Below are 25845 nucleotides of genomic sequence, written 5' to 3'. Positions count from 1 at the left end.
ATCCCCGTTTGTACTCGATGGGCAGCCAAAACCGGAATGTAGCTGGGCGAAGCGATGATGGCTGAAAGAGATCTAACTTCGCTTGTGAATGCGGCGGCGATACAGGCGACCGCGACAAATCCCAAGCTCGACATCTGTTATCATGGGGCAAGCGAATTTCATGACGGGGTTCCTGTGAGGGGACGTCGGGCTTCTTGAACTTGGGCAGCATTGATCAATATGTGTGGAATTGTCGGCATCTTGGGGCGTGGTCCGGTCGTTGGGCAGTTGGTCGCGTCGCTCAAGCGATTGGAATACCGTGGGTACGACTCCGCAGGCCTCGCGACTCTCGAAGGTCTCCGTATCGAGCGGCGACGCGCTGAAGGTAAGCTGAGAAACCTTGAGGAGCGGCTTCGCTATTATCCGCCATCGGGTCGTACCGGTATTGGTCACACCCGCTGGGCGACTCATGGAAAGCCGACCGAGAGCAATGCTCATCCGCATGCGACGGAAAATGTAGCGGTCGTTCATAACGGGATCATTGAGAATTTTAGCGAGCTGCGAGCCGAGCTGGAGCGGAACGGAGCCCATTTTGAATCAGAGACGGACACCGAGGTGGTGGCACATCTCGTCGAATCCTATCTCAAGAATGGTTACTCGCCGCAGGATGCGGTACAAGCGTCGCTGCCGCGGCTGCGCGGTGCCTTCGCGCTGGCATTCCTTTTCAAGGCCCACGAGGATCTTTTGATCGGTGCGCGCAAGGGGTCGCCCCTTGCGATCGGACATGGTAACGGTGAAGTGTATCTAGGATCGGACGCGATCGCGCTCGCGCCTTTGACCGACACCATTACCTATCTTGAAGACGGCGACTGGGCCGTGCTTACGCGCACGATGTGCGTAATTTATAGCGCAGACGGCTCCGTCGTCCAGCGAGAAACATCAAAGGCTCGCGTATCGTCACTCCTTGTGGACAAAGCGAATTATCGCCACTTCATGGCCAAGGAAATCCACGAGCAACCGACAGTGGCCCGCAAGACATTGGCTCATTATCTCGACATGGCGGCGAAGCGCGTTGCCCTGCCGCTCACATTGCCGTTCGACTTCAAATCCATTCAGCGCATCTCAATTATCGCGTGCGGTACGGCGAGCTATGCCGGGCACATCGCCAAATACTGGTTCGAGCGGCTGGCGCGCTTGCCTGTCGAGATCGATGTAGCGTCCGAGTTTCGCTACCGGGAGGCGCCTCTGCGCCGAGGTGATCTCGCCATCGTCATCTCGCAGTCGGGCGAAACCGCTGACACGTTAGCGGGTTTGCGATACGCCAGGGGTCAGGGCGTGCACACGATATCTGTGGTCAACGTCCCGACCTCGACGATTGCGCGCGAGAGTGAATCCGTTCTGCCGACGCTGGCGGGGCCAGAAATCGGAGTCGCCTCCACAAAGGCATTCATCTGCCAGCTGATGGTATTGGCGGCGCTTGCCGTCGCAGCAGGCAAAGAGCGCGGTAAGCTGTCTGAGATCGATGAGTCGAAGCTCGTGCGTGAGCTAATCGCTGTGCCGCGGTTGATTGCTGCGGCGCTACTGATTGAGCCGCAGATCGAGAAGCTCGCGCGTTATATCGCCGACTCGAGGGGCGTGTTCTATCTAGGTCGAGGCACATCGGCCCCCCTGGCATTGGAGGGCGCACTCAAGCTGAAGGAAATTTCCTATATCCACTCAGAAGGTTATGCGGCCGGCGAACTCAAGCACGGACCCATCGCAATGATCGACGAGGCCGTAGCTGTGGTCGTGATCGCGCCTTACGACGAAGTCTTCGAGAAGACCGTCTCGAACATGCAAGAAGTTGCCGCTCGGGGCGGCAAGATCGTCCTGATCACCGATGCGAAGGGTGCTTTGGAAGCGACGGTGGACACACTCATGACCCTCGTGCTGCCGGAGATGGTCGCAAGCTTTACGCCAATGGTCTATGCCATTCCGATTCAGCTCTTGGCTTACCATACCGCTCTCGTAAGGGGCACGGACGTGGATCAGCCGCGTAATCTCGCAAAATCCGTGACTGTCGAATGACGCCGCAGTGTTAGTATCTGAGCATTGAGGCCTCCGCGTCGAGGCCTTGGGCTTGCGTATGGTCGCATCCGCCGTGCTCCGCTGAGCGGCGAGATGACGATCTAAGCGTCCCTACGGCGTGGGCTAGCTCAGAAGGAGAATGATCCCGGCACTAGCTGGATGACCAGAGTCAGTCGTGCTTGCGTCATCACGCACGCGTTTCGCCAATGCCGCTCCATCGCGAGCTTCTCGGGGCTGAGAGAGGCTCCGCCCACGTCGAGGAGCTCGGTCGCAGCGTCGAGAACAGTCTTGACGACCACCCCCTGTGCCTGTGCTGCCGCGAGCTCAGGCGCATCAAGCTGTTGGGACTCTTGGTGGCGACCGTCGAGTGTTCCTGCGAGCGCGACGACGCCGGCGAGGACTGCTGCTCGCGGCCAAAAGCCGCGGCAAAAAGCCTGCCGATGACCTGTTGCGCCGACGGATCCTTCCGCGGCAGGTCGGCAACCGCATGAGTAAAGATACGGGTTCGGGCCTTAAACCACTCCGTCGTGTCGCCAACGATGCGACGCGCAATTCCAGCGAGGTCACAAGCAGGACCAGTTGAATAGGCCGTTGCAAAGGCCGGCCTTCCGGTCCATTGTCTGACCAAGAATTCGGTCCTCCCCTGGCTGCCGGGGTTCCGAACGTCGACATCTTTTCGCAACAACTCCTGGAGCGCGAAAACGGCGGGTGGAAGATCACCCCTAGGGGCCGGACCGCGCTGGAATTTATGGAGGCGCGGCCTGGCGCTGATGAGCGAATACTGGCAGCGCGAACAAAGAAGGCGGATGTGCCGTTGCGTCGGCTACTGCAGCCGATCGAACGGGGGGTGGCGGCGCAGTCGGCGCCAGCGTCGGCGCGAGGCGCGCGAACGCTTCCTAGTTTGGCCGGCGACGCACGTTCAAAACTGCCGATCCAAGCGTAGCTCAAACGGCTGTGATCTGAGTTAGATGTTCGGTCCAGCGTTCCAGCGCGTCTCGCATTTCTGCTTCGTAACGGGCCCGATTGTACACCCCAGCTACGCCGGCGCGGTGGCCGCTCACGTGGTTCAAAATCGCTTCAACGATGTGCGGCAGGACGCCTAAGCGATCCGCCATCACAGTCGCGGCCGTGCGACGAAGATCATGCACGGTCCAGTGGGGCAGGGGCTTGGCATCCTCATCCACTCCCCTCCAAGCCGAAATGCGTGCGTCCAGCGCGGCCTTCGATTTGGACCAGCCAGAGAACCCTCGATTTTCATCACCTTTTCGGCGAGCACCATTACCGAAGACCCAGTCGCAATCATTTCGCCGAGGCGGTAGCAGAGCCAAGGCAGTTGGGACGAGCGGCAGCACGTGCTCGCGATGGTTCTTGGTCCGAGCGCTGGGCAGAGTCCAACGGCCGGCTACGGTATTTAGCTCTGGCCATCTCATGCCGCCGACTTCATCGCGCCGCTGAGCGGTTAGGATCAGCAAGCGTACTATACGTCCGTGGTCGTCATCGCCGCATGCCTTCCAAATCTCGGCCAGCTCTTTGTCGGACAATACCCGCTCTCGGGATTTCGGCTGCTCGGGACGATTGGTGCCAAGCACAGGGTTAGCCGGAATATCGAGCCCCTCTCGAATGGCCCAGTGGAACATCGTGGATAGCGCGGTCCGAGCGCGTGCGGCTGAGACGGCCCCTTGCTGCTCTGCGATATCGGCGACTCGCGCAGCAATTTGGCGCCTTGTGATCTTGAACACGGAAACTGAGTGCAGGGGCTTCCAGGCGACCAGCAAGTACCGTTCGACCTCCGAATACGTCCGGGGCCGCTGCTTCTTCTTCGCGATGCTGAGGTATTCGCCGGCGATCTTGCGGAGTGTGTCGGCTGCCTGAAGGTTGGCCTCCGCTTTGATATCTGCCGGGTCCTTCCCATCCGCAACAAGTCCCAGCAATCTCTTGGCTTCCCGGCGCGCCTTCTCTGGCGTCCAGGGTGACCCGTGCCGACCGATCGTAAAGAACCGCTGGCGGCCAAACAACCGGTACTTGAGGACGTAGGTCGCTTGATCGCGCTGGCGCCGCACGCCAAAGCCCCGCACCGCCTCCTTATGGCCCGCATCCCAGATGGCTTCCCCTGGGGCCAGCGCCTGCACAACTCTGATCGTGATACTTGCCGATGACATGCGAGGCCCTTTCGTGCTCCAAGCTACCAGTAGCTACCACCTAGCTACCACGACAACATAAAGCGGAGCGAACGACAGCGTGGAGCCGGCGAAATATTATACTGAAATTGTTGTGAAATTAGTGGTCCCGCGTAGCGGGTCGCAAATGCGGCGGCGCCACTATTCTGTCTGTGGAACAGGAGGTCGGTGGTTCGAGCCCACCCAACTGTACCAGCGCCTCCACGTCAGCCATCCAGCTTGTCGAACGGTCTGAGATCAGCAGCTCTCCTGAAGCCAAGTCACTTTAATCAAAGATTGAACGTGCATGCGTCTCAACCGGCTTCTCGGATTGGGACTGAGCGCTCTATCGTCTTCGCATTGGGCCGAGGCTCGTTGGTCGTCGGGGTGGTGCATGATTGGTGGAGCTTCGGAGAAAGTAGGGGGCGCGAGCCGCCCGGATAGTGTCATTTGGTACGAGCGCCTGGCTGGTGCGGCGCTTGTCACGGGCTTGGGGTCGGCTGCTGCGAATCCCGCCAGCCTCGCCAAGTACTACAGCCTGTATCCAATCGGCTATCCGATCATGTTCCTTTGCTCCATCTTAGGGCAGTCGCTTTGGATTTGGCTGATTGCGCGAAAGCGACAGAATTGGGCTCGCTGGATCAGTCTCGTCATGGTCATTATCGGAATTCCGAGCGTCATCATCGACTTCGACGAACGTTTCCGGCTCAACGCTGTTGCGGCGATCCTCTTTCACATCGGATATCTATTGTTGGTAGTCGCCGTGGTGCTGCTCTTTCGCAGCGACGCCCGCCAGTGGTTCTCGCGCGCGCGTGTCGCGCCAGACGTCTAACGATTGTGTTGCTCTTTCAGTAGCGTCCCTTGCGATATATTTTCAACGTTCCCGGAAAATGAAGTGCCGCGAGTACTGCTCATGCAACGGAGTAAGCACTGGTCGAGCCGCGGCAAAGACGGAAGAACTTTCATTGTCAGTTAAGCGCACTGTCACCGTAATTCGGAGCGATATTTTCATGCATTCGCCGGGCGATAGTTTCCGCCTGAACGCATGGGTGCCGCAGCCGTAACGCAAGCAGGGAATTGCGGTGAGGGTGCACGAAAGACGTTTGCGCGGACAGTGCACCAAACCCTCGACGCGGGGAGTGCCCCATCCGCAACGCTGTTCAAAGCCAATTCTGTCCGCCGTCACCGTAGCTCCTCGTTCCGCAATGCGCTATCGGTAGTGAACCAAAGACGTTCAAGGACCAACAAGCCAGGCAAAAACCATCGTGAGTTTCTTCGAGCGTCTCAAGACAGAAGCATCCGTTGAGTGGCGGGCCTACACCGAACATCCCTTTACGAACGGATTGGCGGACGGCTCGCTCTCTGAAGCTGCGTTTCGTCACTACCTCGTTCAGGATTACCTGTTCCTCATCGAGTTTGCTCGCGCCTACGCGCTCGCGGTCTACAAGTCGCCCAGGCTTGCCGACATGCGTGAAGCAGCGGCCGGCCTGTCGGCCATCCTCGATGTCGAGATGAACCTGCATGTGAAGCTCTGTGCCGATTGGGGCCTATCCCCGGCCGATCTTGAACAGGCCCCTCCGGCGGCCGAGATGCTGGCCTATACACGCTACGTGCTCGACGCTGGAATGCGCGGCGATCTGCTGGCACTCAAGGTGGCGCTTGCCCCCTGCGTGATCGGGTACGCCGAGATCGCAACGCGGCTCGCCTCGCGACCCCATGCGGACGCTGCGACGAACGCCTATCGCGTCTGGATCGCGGAGTACGCCGGCGTGCCGTACCAGGAGGTCGCTGCCAAAGCCCGTGCGCACCTCGACCATCTCGCCGATCTCTACGCCACGCCGGCCCGCGAGGCCGAGCTGACTGCGATCTTCAAGGAAGCCACCCGGCTCGAGGCAGACTTCTGGGAGATGGCCTGGCGCGAGGGCCAGCGTGTTGCCGAGTTACGGTGACAGTGCGCGAAACTCCTACGGAGCTGCATCCCGCCTCACGCAATCATCGCCTTGATCTGCGCCGTGTCCGCAAACTCGATCAGCTCGGCGATCTTGCCATCCTGAAATCTGAACAGGTCCAGGATCTCGGTGCTGAAAGTCTTTCCGCTCGGATTGTATCGAACGAGAACCCGGGAATGGACTGCAACGCGATCCCCGTCGACCAGCTCAGCCAGGATCTCGCGGCTTTCGAAGCCGAAGGTGGCAGTGAACTGAGTGAAAGCCCCGCGCAGGGTCGGGTGCCCCTCCATGCGTCCCGTCAGTTCGAGCGCACCCTTGTCGCCCATCAAGGTGAAGTGGCCGTCGGGATGAAAAGCCGCCACCAGGCCTTCGACGTCGCCGTCGCCGCGCGCGGCGTAGGCGGTCCTGATCAATGCGAGCATGTCTTCGCGCTGTGCCATGTCACCCTCCCTGCAACACGTATCAGGGCAGCCTAGCAACCTTCGCGTGTAAAGGCAAAATCTTCGAGACGATGCTGCGCGTGCTCAGCGCGCCACCACCCACACCACCACCGGCAGCGTCACCGCCGCCAGCAGCGTGCCCAGCGCCACCGCGCCCGACACCGGGTTCACCAGCCGCTGATACTGCACCGCGAAGATGTACGCATTCGCGCCGGTCGGCATTGCCGCGAACAGCACGACGACACCGGTGGCTATCGGGGGCAGGTCGAGCAGCTTTGCCAGGGCGAACGCCGCCGCCGGCATCGCCGCCAGCTTGAGCGCGCACATCACCAAGATGCTCAGCTTCTCGCCTTTCACCTCGAAGCGGAACAGGTTGATGCCGAGCGCGATCAGGGCTGTCGGCGATCCCGCCTGCGCCAGGAGCTCGATGGTGCGGTCGACGACAGGGGTGAGGCCGAGGCCCGTAAAACGCCAGATCACGCCGAAACCGATCGCGAGCATCAAGGGGTTGCGGGCGAGGTCTGTGAGCACGGGCCAGATGACTGACAGGGCCGAGCCGGTCCGCTTGCGGTTGACCAGCTCCATTTGCAGGATGCCGCAGAGCCAGAGCAGCGGCGTGTTCACCGACAGGATCAGGGCCATCGGCCCTGCAGCCTCGTTGCCGAGCGCCGAGAGCGTCAGGGGAATGCCGAGCATCACGATGTTGCCGTAGACCGAGCCGATCGCGAACACGACGCCGTCCTCGCGATCTTCGCGCCGCGCGCGGAGCAGCGCCGATATCATAAGCGCCGCGATCCAGATGAGCGCGAGCGCACCATAATAGACGCCCCACATCCGGTACGGGCTGACGTCGGGGAATTCCGAGACGACGATGGTGCGGAACAGCAGCGCTGGGATCGCGATGCTGAAGGCGAATTCGCTGATGCCCTTGTGCGCGGCCTCGGAGACGAAGCGAAACAGCACCGCGGCATAGCCGGCCGCGATCAGCGCAAACACCGGCGCGACGATCAATAGCGTGGCCATGCGCCGCTACGACCCCAGTCCGATGATCCGGCGTGCCATCCGCCCATTGGCATAGTCGATCATCTTGCCTTCCAGCGTCACCGCCCCTGATGACGGTGGCAGTGCTTGATGACGGTGATAGTCCACAAGAACGCCCGCACCGCAGAGCCCACGTTAGCCGCAAGGCAGACCAAAGACAATTTGTGCACCGCCCCCGTAACCGATCTCTCACGTAGAAATCCGGTAGAAGTCCCGGGAAAGCGGCCGGGCGGCAATTGCTTGAAGGCAATCTCGTGTAACCTGAATGCATTCTCTGATCGATTTGGATCCCATGCCCCTTGCCGCCGACCATCTTCTCGCTGCCGTCGAAGCGATCTACGATACAGCAGCGAGCCCGTCACTCTGGCCATCCGCTCTTGGCAAGATCGCAGGCTGCTTCGATGACGCCGGCGCGATCCTGCAATGGCGAAGGGACGACGGGGCCTTCGGAGCCATCGCCTCCGAAAGCCTCGCGCCGGCGCTCACCGACTATGGGACGCGTTGGGCGCAGCACGATTTCAAGGCCGAACGTTGCATCTCGGCCGGCCTTTACGTCAGCGGCGAGCCCTTTACCGATCGACACATCGGCCCGATCGACGACGCCTACCTCAACCATCCGTTCAGCAGGGAATTCCTTGCAAGGCACGGTTTGGGCTGGTTCGGATCGATCGGGGTGTCACCCGACCCCCGGATCATCGTGGCTCTCAGCGTGCAGCGAGCCTTCGCCAGGCCGCAGTTCTCCGACGCCGAGCTGGACCTGATAGCGACGCTCGGGCGCCATGCTGAGAAATCGTTGCGGCTGTCGATCAGGCTGCTTGATACCGAACTGGCCAATCTGGGCCTTGGCGACGCCCTCGCGCGGATCGGCATCGGCGTGTTCGCGCTGGACTCGTCGGCGCGTGTGCTGTTCGCCAATCCGGTTGGGGAGAGCCTTCTCGGCGAGGTGTTCGACCTCGTGAACGATCGTCTGCGTGTTCGCATGGTGGCGAGCCGCGCGCCGTTCGAGGCCGCCATGACGCAAACGCTTCGCGCCGAGGCGCGCGATCTGCTGGCCGAGCCGAGACCCATTCTCGTCGAGTCGAGCGCAACAGGCAGGCGTTTCGTCATCTACCTGCTCCCGATCACTGCCGGCGCACTTTCAGACGGCCATTTTCTGACCCGCACGCGAGCGATCGTGCTCGCGATCGAGCAGAAATCTGCCGAGCCTCCGGATCCCGCCATCGTGCGGGACATCCTGGGCTTGACGCTCGGGGAGGCCAGGATCGCCTCGCTGGTGGGCTCGGGCGTTCCGCCGAAACAAGCTGCGGGCCGGCTCGGGATTGCCGAAGACACGGCGCGCAATGTGCTGAAGCGCGTATTTCAGAAGCTCGGCATATCCAGGCAAAGCGAGCTCGCGGCGCTGCTCGGCCGGCTCGTGCTGCGAGGGCCTTGAGTCACCGGCCTTGTAGCACCGGTCTTGCATCCTGGTGCACCCACCATATGAGAGTGATTTCGCCGTGGCCATCCTTCGAGACGCCCGCCGTTGGCGGGCTCTCAGGATGAGGACCGAGTGCCCTGCGCTGGTTTCAACGGGTTCGATTGCCGCCTAGCCTCATCCTGAGGAGACCGCGAAGCGGGCGTCTCGAAGGACGAGGCGCTTGCTCCGATGTCCCCGCGAAGCATATGCGATAGCCCTGCTCGAAGGGGGCGTCGGGAATGGCTCGTAAGCGCCGCTACGACCCCAGGGCGATGATCCGGCGCGCCATCCGCACATTGGCGTAGTCGATCATCTTGCCGTCGAGAGTCACCGCGCCCTGGCCTTGCGCCTCCGCCTGCTCCATCGCTTCGACGATCCGCCGCGCCTGGGCCAGCTCCTGCTCCGACGGCATGAACGCGCGCAGCGTCGGTTCGATCTGGTCGGGGTGAATGACCTGCTTGCCGTCAAAACCCATCGCCGCGGCCTTTTGCGCAGCGCTTTCGGTCAGCGTGGCATCGCGGAACGCGCCGCAGGGGCCGTCGATGGCGATGAGGCCGCACGCGCGGGCGGCGACCAGAAGGCGCATCATCGGGTAGGCGAACAGGTCGAGCGGGGCAGAGGCATAGCCGCTTTGCGCCGATCCGACATGGCGGTAGCCATCCGGCGACACGCCGATGTCGGAGGAGCGGGCGCCGATCGACGCCGCGAAATCGCCGACGCCGAGATGCAGCGCGGCGACGCTGTCGTGACATGCGGCGAGCGTGTCGACATTGACGAGACCGAGCGCAGTCTCGATCAGCAATTCCAGCGCGACCGGCGAAGCGCGATCCGGCGCGGCGGCGCGCAGCTGATCGGCGATCGCAACGATGTCGCCGGCGCGCTCCGCCTTCGGCACGATCACCGCATCCAGCCGGGGAAGCGTCGCCAGCGCGCGGATCTCCTGCGCGATGAAGCGGCTGTCGGCGGCGTTGATCCTCACCGTGACGCGCTTGTTGCCCCAGTCGAGCGAGGAGAGGGAGCGGACGGCTTCCTCCAGTGCGAGGCTTTTCTCCGATGGCGGCACCGCGTCTTCGAGATCCATGAACACCGCGTCCGCAGCCGAGGCCGCTGCCTTGGCGACGAGACGGGAGCGATGCGCGGGGACGGCGAGGTAGGCCCGCGTTGGCCGTTGTGCCATCGTCAAATGTCCTTCGCCAGACCGAGTTCGCTGAGGATGGCTTGATTGTGCTGTCCCACATCCGGCACCGGATCCATCCGCGGCTCGACGCCTGGAATGGTGAGCGCGGGCAGGAAGCTCATGACCGGCCCGCACGGCGAGCCGACGCTCTGCACCCGCGAGCGCGCGCGGAGCTGCTCATGCTCCAGAAATGCCTCGACCGAATTCAGATGCGCGTTGGCGATCGCGGCCTCATCCAGCAGGCGCAGCACCTCCTCGCTGGTCATCGCGGCAAAGCGCTGCTCGATATGCGCCTGCAGATCGTCGCGGTTCTGCATGCGCAGCGGATTGGTGCGGAAGCGCAGGTCGTCGGCGAAGCCGGCGTCGCCGAGCACGATGCGGCACAGCGAGCGCCATTCGCGATCGTTCTGGATGCCGAAGAAGATGGTGTTGCCGTCGCCGACCCGGAACGGGCCATAGGGCGCGATCGTCGCGTGCCTGGCCCCGGTTCGCGGCAACGGCCGTCCCGTGCTTTGCGTGTAGAAGGCGGGATAGCTCATCCAGTCCGTGATGGAATCGAACAGCGAGGCCTGGAAGGCGGTGCCCTTGCCGGTCCGCTCGCGGCGATACAGCGCCATCAGCACGCCGTTGAGGATGTACATGCCGGTGGCGATATCGACCACCGACAGCCCGACCTTGGCCGGCTCCGCCTCGGTGCCGTTGATGGCGAGAACCCCGGCCTCGCACTGGACCAGCAGATCATAGGCCTTCTTGTCGCTGTAGGGGCCGCCAGTGCCATAGCCCGACACGTCGCAGGCGATGATGCGCGGATGTCTGCGCAGAAGCGATGCGGCATCGAGGCCGAGCCGCTCGGCAGCGCCGGGCGCCAGGTTCTGGATGAACACATCGGCCTGCGGCAGCAGGGCGTCGAGCACCTTGCGGCCGTCCTCGCTCTTGATGTCGATGGCGAGGCTTTCCTTGGAGCGGTTGGTCCAGACGAACTGGCTCGACATGCCGTTCATCACGTGGTCGTAGTCCCGGCAGAAATCCCCAGTGCCCGGCCGCTCGATCTTGATCACCCGCGCGCCCCAGTCGGCGAGGTGCCGGCTGGCCAGCGGCGCTGCGATCGCCTGCTCGAGCGAGACCACCGTGACACCGGACAGCGGCAGATCCGCTTCATTCCCTTCCATTGCGATCGCTTCCTTTCGTGCGCTTTCCGACCAGCGCAGGAGACAGGCCGACCACCCACGCGCATCTTTTTGATGATGACATCATGCTCCCGTTTTGCCCGACGAGTCAAATTCGGCTTCGTTAAATCCTAAGTCGTGAAATGCGTAACGATTGCCGCGGCTTGGCTACTGTGCATGGGGTTGTTTTCGCGTTTTTTGTGGGGCGGAGCACTCTTTCCTCGCGCACAGCTGTCATCCCCCGCGCCTCCATGTGGTCGTCATGCCCGGGCTAAACAACATGCCCGGCCATGACGTCGTGGACAGCTAGCGGAAGTCTGCCCCATCCTGTTGCCAAGACCGCACAGGTCCGACCTTTCGCATCTGCCCTCGTTGCCAACGAACCGCCGTTCACCCACTATTCCCTCCGACTCGACATGTTGGGGGGATCGATGCCGGCGTTTCGCTTCAAGACATCCTTGGCTGCTGCAACCCTCGGGATGGCCCTGGCGGTGCTGGTCCAGCCCGGCACCGGCTTCGCCTACACCCCGGAGGAGCAGCAGGCCTGCACGCCGGATGCGATGCGGCTGTGCGGCGAGTTCGTTCCGAACGTCGACGCCATCACCGCCTGCATGATCAAGAAGAAGGCGCAGCTCTCGCCGCAATGCCGGGTGTTCTTCCGGCCCGGACCCGAGCCGGGCGAGGCCCGCGCCGGCAAGCCGACCAACATCGCGCCCAAAACCGCGAAGAAGAGCACCAAGCCGGCGGCGAAGAAGAAAAAGACCAGCGACAGCTGAGCGCGGGACAGCCGCGTTCCTTCTGAAACCTTCGTCATGCCCGGCATCAGCTCCGCGCCAGCGAGCGGACTCCTTTTGTTCGCGCAGGCCGCGCTGATGCCTGCGGCAATTACGAACGCGCGATGGAAAAGAGTCGGATAAGGGTTTGCGCGGGAGGGTTGCATTCCGCCTGGTCCCGCTCGGCTGCTCAAAGAACGCACAGATGCTCGCGCGGGCGGCGTTTCGCTGCAGTTGGTCTCTCGTCCTGCGACGCAGTGTGACTCAAAAGCCAACACGCCTTGTTATTTCGTGGCGGTAACGCAACCCCCGATAAATTTTTCTTTCACGAATCAGCGCGGTGATTCATTTTCGCGGCCTGGGGTCAATCTGGAGGCCGAAGGTATGAACGTTATTGTTTTTGCATCGCGTAAAGGCGGCTCGGGCAAGAGTACCCTAGCCGCGCATCTCGCCGCGCAGATCAAGGCGAGCAAGCAGGTCATGCTCGTGGACGCGGACCCGCAGGGCTCGCTCACGCTGTGGCACAAGCTGCGTGGCACCAACGAGCCGCCGATCAAGGCGGCCGTGAACTCCGTCAGCGGCATCGTCTCCGCTGCCAGGCGCGACGGTTATGAATGGGTGTTGATCGACACGCCGCCGAACCTCTCGGCCGTGGTCGACGACGCGATCAAGAACGCGACGATGGTGGTCATTCCGGCGCGTCCCGGCGTGTTCGACGTCAACGCGGTGCAGGAAACCATCCAGATGTGCCGCGCCGCGCGCAAGCCCTATGCGGTCGTGCTCAACGGTGCACCGGCCAAGCGCGACGAAGCCGAAAGCCCGATCGTCACCATCGCCCGCGAAGCGCTGGCCAAATTCCGGGCTCCGGTGTGGGGCGGCCAGATCACCAACCGTTCGGACCTGCTGATGGCGCTAAGCCACGGCGAGGGCGCGCGGGAATATCAGGCCGAGAGCCGTGCGGCTCAGGAAATCGCAAGGCTGTGGGCGGCGATCGAGCGTTCAGTCAAGGCCATTCGCGGCACGGCGTCGGCGTCCGGCGCAATGCACAAGCAGGCTGCTTAATTCTTTAAATCATTCCCCGGACGAAAAACGCGCGGGAACGTCCGCGCGTTTTGCGTTTTCGGGATCTGCTGAAGGAGAGCTACGCCACCATCAGCATGTAGAACACGATGACCGGCGACATGGTCAGGATCACCGACCAGATGCCGGCGGCCCAGAGAATGTCCTCGGTGGTAAAGCTCTGCTCGGTGGACAGCTTCTCCTGTCCGGCGCCGAAATACGACGCCATCTCATTATGACTATTCATAAACGCCCCCGCGATTTCTTCGCTTATGGGCGTGAACGATACGTGGGATGTTTTAAGATTCCGGCTTGCAAACCGCTGCGCATTTTGAGCGCATTTGTGACGGCCGCTTAACCATCCGCGCGACGTGCCGCCTTCAGGCGAGCCAGATCCGATACAGCAGCACCGGCATCAGGCCGAGCATCACTGCCCAGAACCCGAACGACGAAACGATGAGAATTCCCTGCAAAAGATCGGCCGGCGCGTATTGGCTCGCGGCCGTAGGCCGGGTGCGATGTCCCATGGTCATTCCCCCTCTGGAAGTTCCTGGAGAGCAACGATAGGGACGGATGGGTAAACGAGCGGTGGATGCGCCATGCGGCGGGCGCGAAGGCCGTTGGGGTGATGTTAACCACGGGCGGCGCTCTTACCCTCCCCTGGAGGGGCCCTCCAGGGGAGGGTAAACGATACTACGCCGCGACCTTCGTCCGTCGCTCGATCTCGCGATCGATCGCGGCGGCGAGTTCGCTGCTTACTTCCACCATCGGCAGGCGTACTTCGGGGCTGTCGATCAGGCCGCACCGCCACAGCCAATACTTTGCCGGCGCCGGGCTCGGCTCGGTGAACAGCAGCTGCGTCAGATCGGCGACCTCGTGCCAGCGCGCCAGCGCCGCGTCGTGGTTGCCGCGCTTCGCTTCCGCATACACCGCCGCAAAGGTCGCGGTCTCGACATGGGCGGACAGCACGATGCCGCCGTCGGCGCCGTCGACGAGCGCCTCGAAATAGTTGGCGTCCTCGCCGGTGAGCACACGAAAATCCTTCGGACGGTCGCGCAGCAGCGCGATCGATTGCTCGCGGCTCGCGCCGCAATCCTTCAAGCCTACGATGTTCGGATGCTCGGCGAGCCGCAGCATGGTCTGGTTGGTGATGTTCACCGAGGTGCGATAGGGAATGTTGTAGAGCGCAATCGGCCAGGCGGCGTGATCGGCGAGCGTCTCGAAATGCGCCAAGAGGCCGCGCTGCGAGGGGCGCACATAGTAAGGGCTTGCGATCAGATAACCGTCGATCGGCCAGTCCGCGGTCTCGTCGAGACGGTCCTTCAGCCGCGCGGTGTCCGCGCCTGACAGTCCGAGGCAGATCGGCAAGGTGCGCCGGCCCGCCGCCATCTCGTCGCGCACGATGGCGACGAGGCGTTCGAGCTCGGCCTCGCGCAACGTCATGCCTTCACCGGAGGTCGCCCCCAGGATGAAGCCGTCGATGCCTTGCGCGCTGTAATGTCGCGTCAGCCGCCGCAGCGATCGCTCGTCGAGCGCGCCGCCCTGAAACGGCGTCACCAGCGGCAGCCACAGCCCGTGCAAATGATCTTCAAGTCCGGTCATGTTTCCATCTCCTTCTCGGGAAACCTGAGACGGAGGGCACATGAAAAAACCCCGTCCAGGCGGCGGGGTTTTCGGGATTGCAGCGATGACGAAGCCGGTCTAGCGCGCGCAAAACTCCGAGGTCCCCAAATGGGGGCCTTTTTTCGAGGCGATCGCCTTCGACGAGATTGCGCACGACTTCGTGATCATCTGCAAATGATGCGGGGTATGCCTGGAACTGTCAATACACGCGGAAGGCGAAAGCCGATTTGACCGAAAAAAAGCCGGGCTCGAATGAGCCCGGCTTAAGGTATTGGCCACGTGAGGCCGACACAATCACCTTCCAAGAGGGATTACTGAACTCCCGCGCCACTGGAGGAGGGGGACAAATGCGCAACGCGAAGGCTCAGCGTGCAAGCAGTATGAGCTTGACGAGCGCCATGCAGCAACAGCCGAGGCCGCATGTCAGTCATGCGGAAATCAGGAAGGCCAGCGCTGCGCCTTGCTCACCACGAAGTCGCGGAACACCTGCACGCGCGCGACCGTCTTCAACTCCTCGGGATAGACAAAGTACGTATCGAGCTGGATCGAATCCGACTCGCCGAACAGCTGCACGAGTTTGCTCTGTTCCTCGACGAGGTAGTCGGGCAGCGCCGCGATGCCGAGGCCCTGCTGACAGGCGCGCACCAGGCCGAGGATGTTGTTGACCCTGAAATAGGCTTCGCGCGGACCCGAGCCGTTGCGGCCGGCTTCGACCAGCCAGTTGCGGTTCTGCAAATGCGGCGCGAAGTTGCCGTCCGAGAGCGTGATGATGCGGTGGGAGTCGAGCTCCTCCAGCGTGCGCGGCGTGCCGAAGCGCTTGATGTATTCCGGCGAGCAGTAGGCGTGGAAGCCCATCGCGAACAGCTTGCGCTGGATGAGATCCGGCTGCGTCGGCTTGCGGGTGCGGATCGCGACGTCGGCCTCGCGCATCGACAGGTCGAGCTCCTCGTCGGTGACGATCAGCGAGATCCGGATTTCCGGATAGAGCGCGGTGAACTCGCCGAGCCGCGGGATCAGCCAGTTGATGCCGACGCCGGGGGTGGTGGTGATCTTGAGGTCGCCGCTCGGCCGCTCGCGGCTGTCGGTCAGCTTGGCGCGCGCCGCCTGGAGCTGCATGAACACGTCATGCGCGGTGCGGAACAGCAAATCGCCCTGCTCTGTGAGGATCAGGCCGCGGGCATGGCGGTGGAACAGCGAGACCGAAAGCTCCTGCTCCAGCGCCGAGACCTGGCGCGACACCGCCGATTGCGACAGGCCGAGCTGCTCGCCCGCATGCGTGAAGCTGCCAGCTTCCGCCGCTGCGTGAAACACCTTCAGCTTGTCCCAGTCCATATCTGTAAATCCGTCGCGTGTTCGGGGCATGATCTTTATTCCGCTGCCGCGCGCTCGCTGGCGCGCAGGGCCAAGAAACGTTCGGCTTCGAGAGCTGCCATGCAGCCGAGGCCGGCGGCCGTGACGGCCTGGCGATAGGTTTCGTCGGCGACGTCGCCGGCGGCGAACAAGCCGGGCACCGATGTCGCGGTCGAGTTCGGGGCGACCTCGACATAGCCCGACGGTTTGAGCTTGATCTGGTCTTTCACGAGCTCGGTCGCCGGCGCGTGGCCGATGGCGATGAAGACACCGTCGGTCTTCACGTCCGTCAGCGCGCCGGACTTGACGTTCTTCAGGCGCACATGGGTGACCTTGTTCGGGTTCTCGGTGCCGCAGATCTCGTCGACGGCGCTGTCCCAGATCACCTTGATCTTGGGGTGCTTGAACAGACGTTCCTGCAGGATGCGCTCGGCGCGGAAATGGTCGCGGCGATGCACGATGGTGACCTGCGAGGCATGGTTGGTGAGGTACAGAGCTTCCTCGACCGCGGTATTGCCGCCGCCGACCACCACGACCTCCTTGTTGCGGTAGAAGAAGCCGTCGCAGGTGGCGCATGCCGACACGCCGCCGCCCTGGAACTTTACTTCGGACGGCAACCCGAGCCAGCGCGCTTGCGCGCCGGTGGCGAGGATCACGGCGTCGGCGAGATAGACGTCGCCGGAGTCGCAGGTGAGGCGGAACGGCCGCTGCGAGCTGTCGAGCTTGATCACAAGGTCGGAGACGATCTTGGTGCCGACATGGACCGCCTGCTTCTCCATCTGCTCCATCAGCCAGGGGCCCTGGATCACGTCGGCGAAGCCCGGATAGTTCTCGACGTCGGTGGTGATGGTGAGCTGGCCACCCGGCTGGATGCCCTGAATCAGGATCGGCTCGAGCATCGCGCGCGCGGCGTAGATCGCCGCCGTGTAGCCGGCGGGGCCGGAGCCGATAATGACGACCTTTGCATGGACAGGGGCGGACATATTGACGGACGCCTTTCACGGGGGATTCACAGCGCGGGAGCGGAACGTGCCGGGAGGCCTCGCGGAGGCGCTGAAATATCAGAGCTAATCTAAGCCTTCTGGTGAGCTATGCAAGAATTGCATTGCCTATCGGCGGATTTTTCCAACAAGGAACAAAAGTCGATTGCGGTGCACGCGCAATAAAATTGCGCTAGCCGCGCGGACTGGGCTATGAGGATTGCGGCAAACCCACCAATACAGCCGCAAAGGCCAGGAGTTCCAATCAAGTGTCGCGGAACCTAGACGACATCGACCTGAAAATTCTCTCCGAGATTCAGGCTGACGGTCGAATCACGAATGTCGAGCTGGCCAAGCGGGTCGGCATCTCGCCGCCGCCCTGCCTGCGCCGCGTCCGGGCGCTGGAGGAGGAGGGCTATATCCACGGCTATCGCGGCCTGCTGGACGCCCGCAAGCTCGGCTTCGACGTCACCGTATTCGCCGCCGTGCACCTGTCCAGCCAGGCCGAGGCGGACTTACGCGCCTTCGAGGAGTTCGTCCGCGCCGAGCCCCTGGTGCGGGAGTGCTGGATGCTGTCGGGCGAGGTCGATTTCATCCTCAAATGCGTCGCCCCCGACATGGCGACCTTCCAGGATTTCGTCACGCATCTGACCGCCGCGCCCCACGTGCGCAATGTGCGGACATCGCTGGTGCTGCATAATTCGAAATACGAGGCGGCGGTGCCGCTGGACGTGAAGGGGAGGCGGTAGCCGCTCCAAGGTCCTGCCAGTCCCGTCATCCTGATTGAGGTGCGGGCTGCGCTCGCAACGACCAGCGGTGAGAGAGCGTGCTCCACCCACACAAGCAACACGCCGAAACAAAAAGGCCGCGCGATGCGCGGCCTTTTGAAACGTCTCAGCGCGGGCGGCAAATTCTTACCGCCATTCCACCTTGGTAATTTCATACGCCTTGGCGCCGCCGGGTGCGTTGACCTCGACGGTCGAACCCTTCTTCTTGCCGATCAGCGCGCGGGCGAGCGGCGAGGTGATGGAGATGCGGCCCTTCTTGGCGTCGGCCTCGACCTCGCCGACGATCTGCCACACCGTCTTCTTCTCGGTGTCCTCGTCGACCAAGGTCACGGTGGCGCCGAACTTGATGGTGTCGCCGGACAGTTTCGAGATGTCGATGATGTCGGCGCGCGCGAGCTTGTCCTCGAGCTCGGCGATGCGGCCTTCATTGTGGGACTGCTCTTCCTTCGCGGCATGATATTCCGCGTTCTCCGACAGGTCTCCGTGCGAGCGCGCCTCCGCGATGTGCTCGATGATGCGCGGACGGTCCTCGGACTGGCGCTTCTTCAATTCTTCCCCGAGCGCGGCAAAGCCGCCCGCTGTCATCGGAACCTTTTCCATCTCTTCTCTCGTCCTTCGGCTCCGCGTCCCCACAACAGCCGGGCGCGGCAACCTTGATTCGTCGGTATTCCCGGCCCTGAACACGCGGCCACCGGAACGTTATGTGGGCTGGCGCCGGAACAGAACAACCACCATGGCCGGACAGTTCCTCCGGCCATTGTGGCTTCATTGCCAATCACTTAACGGATGGCTTAACCCTTAAGGCTCGGCCGTCCGCTCGCGATCAGGTTTCCGAAAAGTAGCTCTGCAGGGTACGAACCTCAAGGTCCCCGCCGAGATAGGCGCGGATGCCCTGCGCGGCCGCCACGGCCCCGGAAAGAGTGGTGTAATACGGCACTTTATGCAAGAGGGCCGCGCGCCGCAGCGAACGGCTGTCGGCGAGCGCCTGCGGGCCTTCGGTGGTGTTGAAGACGAGCTGGACGTCGCCATTGGTAATGGCGTCGACGATGTGCGGCCGGCCCTCCAGCACCTTGTTCACCTTCTCGGTCGGGATGCCCTGGTCGGTCAGGAAGCGCTGGGTGCCCGAGGTCGCCAACACCTTGAAGCCGAGCGAATGCAGTTCGCGGACCGCCTCGGCGATGCGCGTCTTGTCGCTCTCGCGCACCGAGACGAACACCGTGCCCTTGCGCGGTACTCGCGTGCCGCCGCCGAGCTGGCTCTTAGCGAAGGCGACCTCGAAATTGCGGTCGATGCCCATGACCTCGCCGGTCGAGCGCATCTCGGGGCCGAGCACCGTGTCGACGCCGGGGAAGCGCGCGAACGGGAATACCGATTCCTTGACGCCGACGTGCTTGAGCTTTGCCTTCTTCAGCTTGAAATCGGCGAGCTTCTCGCCGGCCATGATGCGCGCGGCGATCTTCGCGACCGGCGTTCCGACCACCTTGGCGACGAAGGGCACGGTGCGCGAGGCGCGCGGATTGACCTCGAGCACGTAGATCTCGCCGTCCTTGATGGCGTATTGCACGTTCATCAGGCCGACGACGTCGAGGCCGAGCGCGAGCTCGCGGGTCTGCCGCTCCAGCTCCTCGATCATCTCAGGCTCGAGCGAATGCGCCGGTAGCGAGCAGGCGCTGTCGCCGGAATGGATGCCGGCTTCCTCGATGTGCTCCATGATGCCGACGATGAAGGTGTCCTTGCCGTCGCAGAGGCAGTCGACGTCGATCTCGATTGCGTCCGAGAGATAGCGGTCGAACAGCAGCGGGTTCTTGCCGAGCACGGTGTTGATCTGCCCGGTCTTGTCGTTCGGATAGCGTGCCTTGACGTCGGCCGGCACCAGCTCCGGCAGCGTGCCGAGCAGATAATCGTTGAGCTGGTTCTCCTCACGGATGATCTGCATCGCGCGGCCGCCGAGCACGTAGGACGGGCGCACCACAAGCGGCAGGCCGAGATCGGCGGAGACGAGCCTTGCCTGCTCGACCGAATAGGCGATGCCGTTCTTCGGCTGCTTGAGACGGAGCTTGTCGAGCACGCGCTTGAAGCGGTCGCGGTCTTCGGCAAGGTCGATGGCATCAGGCGAGGTGCCGAGGATCGGCACTTCGGCGGCTTCCAGGGCGCGCGCGAGCTTCAGCGGGGTCTGGCCGCCGAACTGCACGATCACGCCGTGCAGCGTGCCATTCGTGCGCTCCTTGGCGATGATCTCCAGCACGTCCTCGGCAGTGAGCGGCTCGAAATAGAGCCGGTCGGCGGTGTCGTAGTCGGTCGACACCGTCTCCGGGTTGCAGTTGACCATGATGGATTCGTAGCCGGCATCGTGCAGCGCGAAGCAGGCGTGACAGCAGCAATAGTCGAACTCGATGCCCTGGCCGATGCGGTTCGGTCCGCCGCCGAGAATGATGACCTTCTTCTTGTCGGATGGCGTGCTCTCGTCCGCCGGTGCGCCGGCGAACAACGCCTCATAGGTCGAATACATATAGGCGGTCGGCGAGGCGAATTCGGCCGCGCAGGTGTCGATGCGCTTGTACACCGGGCGAACGTCGAGCGCGTGGCGCTTCGCGGTGACCTCGGCTTCCGTCGTCTCGGCGAGCACCGCCAGCCGCGCATCGGAGAAGCCCATGGCCTTGAGCGTGCGCATGCCGAAGGCATTGCCCGGCAGGCCGTTCTTGCGGACCTTCTCCTCCATGTCGACGATGCCGCGCATCTCGCTGAGGAACCACGGGTCGATCTTGCAGGAGTTGAAGATCTCCTCGTTCGACCAGCCGAGCCGCATCGCCTGGGCGACCTGGAGCAGCCGGTTCGGCGTCGGCGTGCCGAGCGCGGCGCGGATCGCATTCTTGTCGTCGTCGCGGCCGAGACCTTCGATCTCGATCTCGTCGAGGCCGGTCAGTCCGGTCTCGAGCCCGCGCAGCGCCTTCTGGAGGCTTTCCTGGAAGGTGCGGCCGATCGCCATGACTTCGCCGACCGACTTCATCGACGTGGTCAGCGTGGTGGAGGCGCCGGGGAATTTCTCGAAGGCGAAGCGCGGCACCTTGGTGACGACATAGTCGATGGTCGGCTCGAACGAGGCCGGCGTGGCGCCGCCGGTGATGTCGTTGGCGATCTCGTCGAGCGTGTAGCCGACCGCGAGCTTGGCTGCGACCTTGGCGATCGGAAAGCCGGTGGCCTTCGAAGCCAGAGCGGAGGAGCGCGACACGCGCGGGTTCATCTCGATAACGACCATGCGGCCGTCCTCGGGATTGACGCCGAACTGCACGTTGGAGCCGCCGGTCTCGACGCCGATCTCGCGCAGCACCGCCAGCGAGGCGTCGCGCATGATCTGGTATTCCTTGTCGGTCAGCGTCAGGGCCGGCGCCACCGTGATGGAATCGCCGGTGTGCACGCCCATCGGATCGAGGTTCTCGATCGAGCAGACGATGATGCAATTGTCCTTCTTGTCGCGCACCACCTCCATCTCGTACTCTTTCCAGCCGAGCACGGATTCTTCGATCAGCACTTCGTTGGTGGGAGACGCGTCTAAGCCGCGCTCGATGATGTCGAGGAACTCTTCCTTGTTGTAGGCGATGCCGCCGCCGGTGCCGCCCATGGTGAAGGAGGGGCGGATGATCGCGGGCAGGCCGATCTCGGACAGCGCCATCATGGCCTGGCCCAGCGCATATTCCTGATAGCGCTTGCGGCGGTCGCTTTCGCCCAGCGTCCACTGCCGATCGTGCTCTTCGAGGGCCGCGCCCGAGAGCTTTTCGCGTTCAGCCTGACGCTTGTCGCGGAAGGACTTCTTCAGGGCGGAGGCATTGGCGAGCCGCGACTTCGGCGTCTCGAGACCGATCTTGGTCATGGCCTCGCGGAACAGCTGGCGATCCTCGGCCTTGTCGATCGCGTCGGCGGTGGCGCCGATCATCTCGACGTCGAACTTCTCCAGCGTGCCCTGCTGGCGCAGCGACAGCGCGCAGTTCAGCGCGGTCTGTCCACCCATGGTCGGCAGCAGGGCGAAGCCGCCGGGAATGACGTGACGTTCTTTCTCGATGATCTTGGCGACGATCTCGGGCGTGATCGGCTCGATATAGGTCGCATCGGCCAATTCCGGATCGGTCATGATGGTGGCCGGGTTGGAATTGACGAGGACGATGCGATAGCCCTCTTCCTTCAGCGTCTTCACCGCCTGGGTGCCCGAATAGTCGAACTCGCAGGCCTGGCCGATCACGATGGGACCTGCGCCGATGATCAGGATGGTGGTGATGTCTGTACGTTTGGGCATCAACTCTCGCCGGACTGGAATTTGGGCACAAAAAAAGGGCGCGCTCCTGCGCGTCCCTTTGGCCGAGAGCGCGGTGGTCTCCCTCGCGCGCGGGTGGGTCTTAGACCAGATTCCGGGGCGGCGAAACCCCGAAAAACGCCCATCAACCGGCAATTTTGACGGGTTTTGGCCTGGCCTGCCAGCCACGGGCGAGATGCACCAGAAGTGAGGCCGCAACGCTCATTCCACCGATCCAGCCGAGGTCGTTCGGCGAGAGGGTCGCCAGCACCGCCCCGCCCAATGCCCCGCCGATGGCGAAGCCGAGATACATGGCGGAGGCGTTGAGCGAGAGCGCGATCATCGAGGCCTGCGGCTCGATCCGGATGATGCTGGAGACCTGGGCCGGGTAGAATGCCCAGCCCGAGATGCCCCAGAGGAAGATCGTGCCCAGCACCGCATAGTGCGCCTGGCCCGGCATCAGCTTCAGGACCACCGAGTGAAGGATCAGCGCAGCTGCCATGCCGGCGAGGCCGAGGCCCACGGTGGCGAGCGTACCGAGCCGGTCGGCAAGTAAGCCGCCGAACATGTTCCCGATCGCGGCCGCGCCGCCAAACACCAGCAATGCAAGGCTGATTTGCGACGCATCGAAGCCGAGGCCGCGCAGCGGAACCGCGAAATAGGTGAACACGGTGAAGCCGCCGAGCGCCCATAGGATCGTGATCACAAGCGCGACCAGGACATTGCTGTGACGCGCCACCGCCAGCCGTTCGCCGAGCGAGGCCGTGTTGCGCGGCAGGCCGCGGGGCAGGCCGAGCAGCAGACCGGCGAGCGCGACGGTGCCTATCATGGCGACCATCGCAAAGGTCGCGCGCCAGCCGAGGAGGCTGCCGACGAGGTTGCCGAGGGGAACGCCAATGACAGTCGCGACCGTCAGGCCCGACGTGACCAGCGCCACCGCTCGGCCGCGCCGTTCGGGCGAGGCGACCGCCACGGACACCGCGAGCGCCGTCGGCATGCAAAGCCCGGAGCCCAGCGCCATCAGCATCCGCGAAGCCAGCAGCAGGGCGTAGCTGGAAGCCACCATCGCGGCGAGATTTCCGGCGATGAAGGTCGCCAGCGCCAGGGCCAGCACGGTTCGGCGGTCGATATTGTTCAGCGCGACGGCCAGGATCGGCGAGCCCACGGCATAGGTGAGGGCGTAGGCCGTGACCAATTGGCCGGCGGCGGAGACCGAAATCTGCAAATCGGCGGCGATGCCGGGCAAAAGACCCGCGATGACAAAGCCTTCGGTGCCGATCGCAAAGGCCGCCAGGGCCAGCCAGAATACGCTCATTGGACGATATCCCTATGTTCAACGTTTATTGAACTATTGGATATGGTGGTTTGTAAGTCAATTGGTTCAAGAACTATTGAACATTGCGGCCGCTTCGCTATGATTCCCGGGTCATGAGCCGCACACCTCTCCACCCGACCCGCGAGCAAATCGAATTGCCGATGGTGCTGGATTGCCTCAGCGATCCGATCCGGCTCGCCATCGTCTACCAGCTCGCCCAGCAGGAACGTGTCAGCAGCGAGCTCCGCTGCGGCGACTTCAACGGGCTCGCGGGCAAGTCCAACCTCGCCTATCACTTCGCCAAGCTGCGCGAATGCGGCGTGATGCAGACGCGCGTGGCCGGCACCAACCGCTTCATGCGGCTGCGCCGTGAGGATCTGGACGCGCGTTTTCCCGGCCTGCTCGATGCGGTGATCAGCTCTGCCGCCAAGGATGCCGAGCGGCTTCAGCTGATGGCTGAGTGTGAAGTGGTGGAGGCGGGTTGAGGTTTGCGCGGGCAGTCCGTCTACGCTTCCGCTGCGCTCCAGCTACGCCGGACACGCTTCGCCCCTTCGGGTCAAGCGTGGCTGCGCCACGCGTAGCCCGAAGGCGAAGCGTGGAGACCCGGCCTGGATTTGAACCAGGATGTAGAGCGTTGCACCGCCCTCGCGTAGACGCTTCCGCCACCGGGCCACGGCGATCATTACCGATTGCAGTGCGACAAGCTACAACGGCTAATTGTTATGCTTAACGAACCAGAGGCGGCCGCGCGACGAAGGTCATGCGCCAGCGATTATGGCCGATATTGGTGTGGGCGCGCTGGACCGCGAACCCGGCCGCTCTCAGCTTGGCGGTGATCTCCTCCTCGCTGTAGCGCTGGAGCCCGATGCGCGTGCGCAGATGTCGGTAATCGGACAGCGCGGTGCTGATGAGCCCGACCAGCGCGTCCTTCAAGAAACCGTGGCGCAGGCCGAAGCCGAGCAGCGCCATGACGTCCCTGACCATGCCGACATTGGGCTGGAGGATGTCCCCCAGCACCAGCTTGCCGGAGGGCTTCAGGATACGGCGGATGGTGAGGAGCGCGGCGTCGAGCTCCTCCGGCGCCATGTATTGCGCGACCGAGTTCATCACGACGAGGTCGATCGACTGGTCCTGCATCTTGCGGACATCGTCGAGCGAGCGGACGCGGATCTTGGTGTTCGGGGCAAACCGCGCGATCAGCCGGCCGCGCACGCCCGGCGCGGGCTCGGCGAGGATCAGCTTGCCGCAGCTACCAGCCACCTGGCTCGCCGACAGCGCCTCGCCGCAGGCATAGTCCAGCACCGTTGCGTCCGGCGAGGAGATGTAGCCGATGATGTCCCGCGCGATGATCTGGAAGTGCAAGTCGCGATGCAGCTTGCTGACATAGATCGTATGCGTCGAGTCGTAATAATCGATCCAATCGTCCATGGTATTCGAAGGTCCCGGCCAAACGGTTCCCGTCAAGGAACCGGCGCTGCCCGCCTTGCGTTAGGGGTGCGACGGCGCGCCGTCAATGTCCGCGTCCTAACAGGAAGGCTTCCCGTGAGCAAAACCAACAACAAGGTCTCGCCCGATCTCGATACCCCCACCGACCTGTCGCCCGACGGGGTCAAGAAGGTCTCGGAGGCGCTCAACGTACTTCTGGCCGACGCCTTCGCGCTGTATCTGAAGACCAAGAATTTCCATTGGCACATCAGCGGCCGCCACTTCCGCGACTATCATCTGCTGCTCGACGAGCAGTCCGACCAGATCTTCGCCGCCACCGACCAGCTCGCCGAGCGCGTCCGCAAGATCGGCGGCACCACGCTGAAGTCGATCGGCCAGGTCGCAAAGCTCCAGACCATCAAGGACAACAACGAGGACTACGTCCCGCCGCGCGAGATGCTGCGCGAACTGATGCAGGACAACAAGCACGTCGCGGCCGCGATGCGCAAAGCGCACGACGTCTGCGACGACGCCGGCGATGTCGCCAGCGCCAGCATTTTGGAAGTGTTCATCGACGAGACCGAGCGCCGGACGTGGTTCCTGTTCGAGGCCACGCGGCAGGAAGGCGGCAACGAGGCGTAGGGCGAACTGCCGTAGCGTTCGTAGGGTGGGCAAAGGCGCGCTCTCGCGCGCCGTGCCCACGATCTCATTATGGCTCGAATCGGATGGTGGGCACGCTTCGCTTTGCCCACCCTTGTATTAGCGCGCCGGATTAGAATGGCCTGGTTCCGTGAGGAATGGCCCAGCCCGGGTGGC

Annotated in this window: 23 protein-coding genes and 1 tRNA gene; 9 read left to right on the top strand and 15 right to left on the bottom strand. The window is 63.2% G+C overall.

Features of this window, described 5'->3' with window-relative positions; all coding sequences use genetic code 11:
• The first annotated feature begins 219 nt into the window (after positions 1-219).
• Positions 220-2046 (top strand): glutamine--fructose-6-phosphate transaminase (isomerizing), encoded by a 1827-nt coding sequence (gene glmS, locus XI03_RS11980; RefSeq protein WP_271592257.1) that lies wholly within the window; start codon positions 220-222, stop codon positions 2044-2046.
• 944 nt (positions 2047-2990) lie between these two features.
• Here glmS and XI03_RS11975 read toward each other — a convergent pair.
• Positions 2991-4205 carry a tyrosine-type recombinase/integrase gene (locus tag XI03_RS11975; RefSeq protein WP_271592256.1) on the bottom strand — a complete coding sequence of 405 codons (1215 nt, stop codon included), beginning with the start codon at positions 4203-4205 and terminating at the stop codon, positions 2991-2993.
• A gap of 391 nt (positions 4206-4596) precedes the next feature.
• On the opposite strand from XI03_RS11975, the gene XI03_RS11970 reads away from it, so the two are divergent.
• A complete protein-coding gene (locus tag XI03_RS11970; RefSeq protein ID WP_028140509.1) occupies positions 4597-5034 on the top strand; it encodes a hypothetical protein in 438 nt (145 codons plus the stop codon).
• 433 nt (positions 5035-5467) lie between these two features.
• A complete protein-coding gene (gene tenA, locus XI03_RS11965; RefSeq protein WP_028140508.1) occupies positions 5468-6151 on the top strand; it encodes a thiaminase II in 684 nt (227 codons plus the stop codon).
• 35 nt (positions 6152-6186) lie between these two features.
• Here tenA and XI03_RS11960 read toward each other — a convergent pair whose 3' ends face one another.
• Positions 6187-6591: a nuclear transport factor 2 family protein gene (locus XI03_RS11960; protein ID WP_028140507.1), complete on the bottom strand. Its 405-nt coding sequence runs from the start codon at positions 6589-6591 to the stop codon at positions 6187-6189.
• An 84-nt stretch (positions 6592-6675) separates the two neighbouring features.
• Complete coding sequence (locus XI03_RS11955; protein WP_271592255.1) at positions 6676-7614, bottom strand: AEC family transporter; 939 nt, start codon at positions 7612-7614, stop codon at positions 6676-6678.
• A 310-nt stretch (positions 7615-7924) separates the two neighbouring features.
• Between XI03_RS11955 and XI03_RS11950 the strand changes: the two genes are divergently transcribed.
• Positions 7925-9064, top strand: coding sequence for a helix-turn-helix transcriptional regulator (locus tag XI03_RS11950; protein ID WP_271592254.1), 1140 nt, complete (start codon positions 7925-7927; stop codon positions 9062-9064).
• A 280-nt stretch (positions 9065-9344) separates the two neighbouring features.
• On the opposite strand, the gene XI03_RS11945 is transcribed toward XI03_RS11950, so the two are convergent.
• Both XI03_RS11945 and XI03_RS11940 read right to left on the bottom strand, forming a co-directional pair.
• Positions 9345-10265 carry an HpcH/HpaI aldolase/citrate lyase family protein gene (locus tag XI03_RS11945; protein WP_271592253.1) on the bottom strand — a complete coding sequence of 307 codons (921 nt, stop codon included), beginning with the start codon at positions 10263-10265 and terminating at the stop codon, positions 9345-9347.
• A gap of 2 nt (positions 10266-10267) precedes the next feature.
• The gene (locus XI03_RS11940) at positions 10268-11434 is read right to left on the bottom strand and encodes a CaiB/BaiF CoA transferase family protein (RefSeq protein ID WP_271592252.1); all 1167 of its coding nucleotides are present in this window, start codon (positions 11432-11434) and stop codon (positions 10268-10270) included.
• A 428-nt stretch (positions 11435-11862) separates the two neighbouring features.
• Between XI03_RS11940 and XI03_RS11935 the strand changes: the two genes are divergently transcribed.
• Together XI03_RS11935 and XI03_RS11930 are read left to right on the top strand one after the other, a co-directional pair.
• The gene (locus tag XI03_RS11935; RefSeq protein WP_271592251.1) at positions 11863-12207 is read left to right on the top strand and encodes a hypothetical protein; all 345 of its coding nucleotides are present in this window, start codon (positions 11863-11865) and stop codon (positions 12205-12207) included.
• Between the two features lie 381 nt (positions 12208-12588).
• Positions 12589-13266 (top strand): ParA family protein, encoded by a 678-nt coding sequence (locus tag XI03_RS11930; RefSeq protein ID WP_038948136.1) that lies wholly within the window; start codon positions 12589-12591, stop codon positions 13264-13266.
• A 79-nt stretch (positions 13267-13345) separates the two neighbouring features.
• Here the strand turns inward: XI03_RS11930 and XI03_RS11925 are convergent, their stop codons facing one another.
• The 5 genes from XI03_RS11925 to trxB form a co-directional block, all read right to left on the bottom strand.
• Entirely contained in the window at positions 13346-13510 is a 165-nt protein-coding gene (locus XI03_RS11925; protein WP_131233054.1) for a hypothetical protein, read from the bottom strand.
• 133 nt (positions 13511-13643) lie between these two features.
• On the bottom strand, positions 13644-13790 hold the full coding sequence (locus XI03_RS11920; protein WP_271592250.1) for a hypothetical protein: 147 nt from the start codon (positions 13788-13790) through the stop codon (positions 13644-13646).
• Between the two features lie 166 nt (positions 13791-13956).
• The gene (gene dapA, locus XI03_RS11915) at positions 13957-14865 is read right to left on the bottom strand and encodes a 4-hydroxy-tetrahydrodipicolinate synthase (protein ID WP_028140501.1); all 909 of its coding nucleotides are present in this window, start codon (positions 14863-14865) and stop codon (positions 13957-13959) included.
• 459 nt (positions 14866-15324) lie between these two features.
• A complete protein-coding gene (locus XI03_RS11910) occupies positions 15325-16248 on the bottom strand; it encodes a LysR family transcriptional regulator (protein ID WP_026201990.1) in 924 nt (307 codons plus the stop codon).
• A 5-nt stretch (positions 16249-16253) separates the two neighbouring features.
• Positions 16254-17219 (bottom strand): thioredoxin-disulfide reductase, encoded by a 966-nt coding sequence (gene trxB / locus XI03_RS11905; protein WP_038971099.1) that lies wholly within the window; start codon positions 17217-17219, stop codon positions 16254-16256.
• Positions 17220-17485: 266 nt separating this feature from the next.
• On the opposite strand from trxB, the gene XI03_RS11900 reads away from it, so the two are divergent.
• Positions 17486-17965, top strand: a complete 480-nt coding sequence (locus XI03_RS11900; RefSeq protein ID WP_026201989.1) for an Lrp/AsnC family transcriptional regulator — start codon at positions 17486-17488, stop codon at positions 17963-17965.
• 165 nt (positions 17966-18130) lie between these two features.
• Here XI03_RS11900 and greA read toward each other — a convergent pair whose 3' ends face one another.
• The 3 genes from greA to XI03_RS11885 form a co-directional block, all read right to left on the bottom strand.
• A complete protein-coding gene (greA, locus tag XI03_RS11895; protein ID WP_007596674.1) occupies positions 18131-18604 on the bottom strand; it encodes a transcription elongation factor GreA in 474 nt (157 codons plus the stop codon).
• Positions 18605-18827: 223 nt separating this feature from the next.
• Positions 18828-22292: a carbamoyl-phosphate synthase large subunit gene (gene carB, locus XI03_RS11890; RefSeq protein WP_028140499.1), complete on the bottom strand. Its 3465-nt coding sequence runs from the start codon at positions 22290-22292 to the stop codon at positions 18828-18830.
• 142 nt (positions 22293-22434) lie between these two features.
• Positions 22435-23604, bottom strand: a complete 1170-nt coding sequence (locus XI03_RS11885) for an MFS transporter (RefSeq protein WP_028140498.1) — start codon at positions 23602-23604, stop codon at positions 22435-22437.
• Positions 23605-23717: 113 nt separating this feature from the next.
• On the opposite strand from XI03_RS11885, the gene XI03_RS11880 reads away from it, so the two are divergent.
• Complete coding sequence (locus XI03_RS11880; protein WP_038971098.1) at positions 23718-24089, top strand: ArsR/SmtB family transcription factor; 372 nt, start codon at positions 23718-23720, stop codon at positions 24087-24089.
• 111 nt (positions 24090-24200) lie between these two features.
• On the opposite strand, the gene XI03_RS11875 is transcribed toward XI03_RS11880, so the two are convergent.
• Both XI03_RS11875 and XI03_RS11870 read right to left on the bottom strand, forming a co-directional pair.
• Positions 24201-24276: transfer RNA gene (locus XI03_RS11875), tRNA-OTHER, on the bottom strand.
• 54 nt (positions 24277-24330) lie between these two features.
• Positions 24331-25032, bottom strand: a complete 702-nt coding sequence (locus XI03_RS11870; RefSeq protein ID WP_028140496.1) for a class I SAM-dependent methyltransferase — start codon at positions 25030-25032, stop codon at positions 24331-24333.
• A 114-nt stretch (positions 25033-25146) separates the two neighbouring features.
• Here XI03_RS11870 and XI03_RS11865 point away from each other — a divergent pair, with 114 nt between their 5' ends.
• Entirely contained in the window at positions 25147-25671 is a 525-nt protein-coding gene (locus tag XI03_RS11865) for a Dps family protein (protein WP_271592249.1), read from the top strand.
• Positions 25672-25845 lie beyond the last annotated feature (174 nt).

Origin of the sequence: Bradyrhizobium sp. CCBAU 65884, from assembly GCF_028128835.1 — a bacterium.
GTDB classification, from domain to species: domain Bacteria; phylum Pseudomonadota; class Alphaproteobacteria; order Rhizobiales; family Xanthobacteraceae; genus Bradyrhizobium; species Bradyrhizobium ottawaense.
Note: the sequence above shows the minus strand (reverse complement) of the source record. Positions and strands in the feature narration are given on the sequence as shown.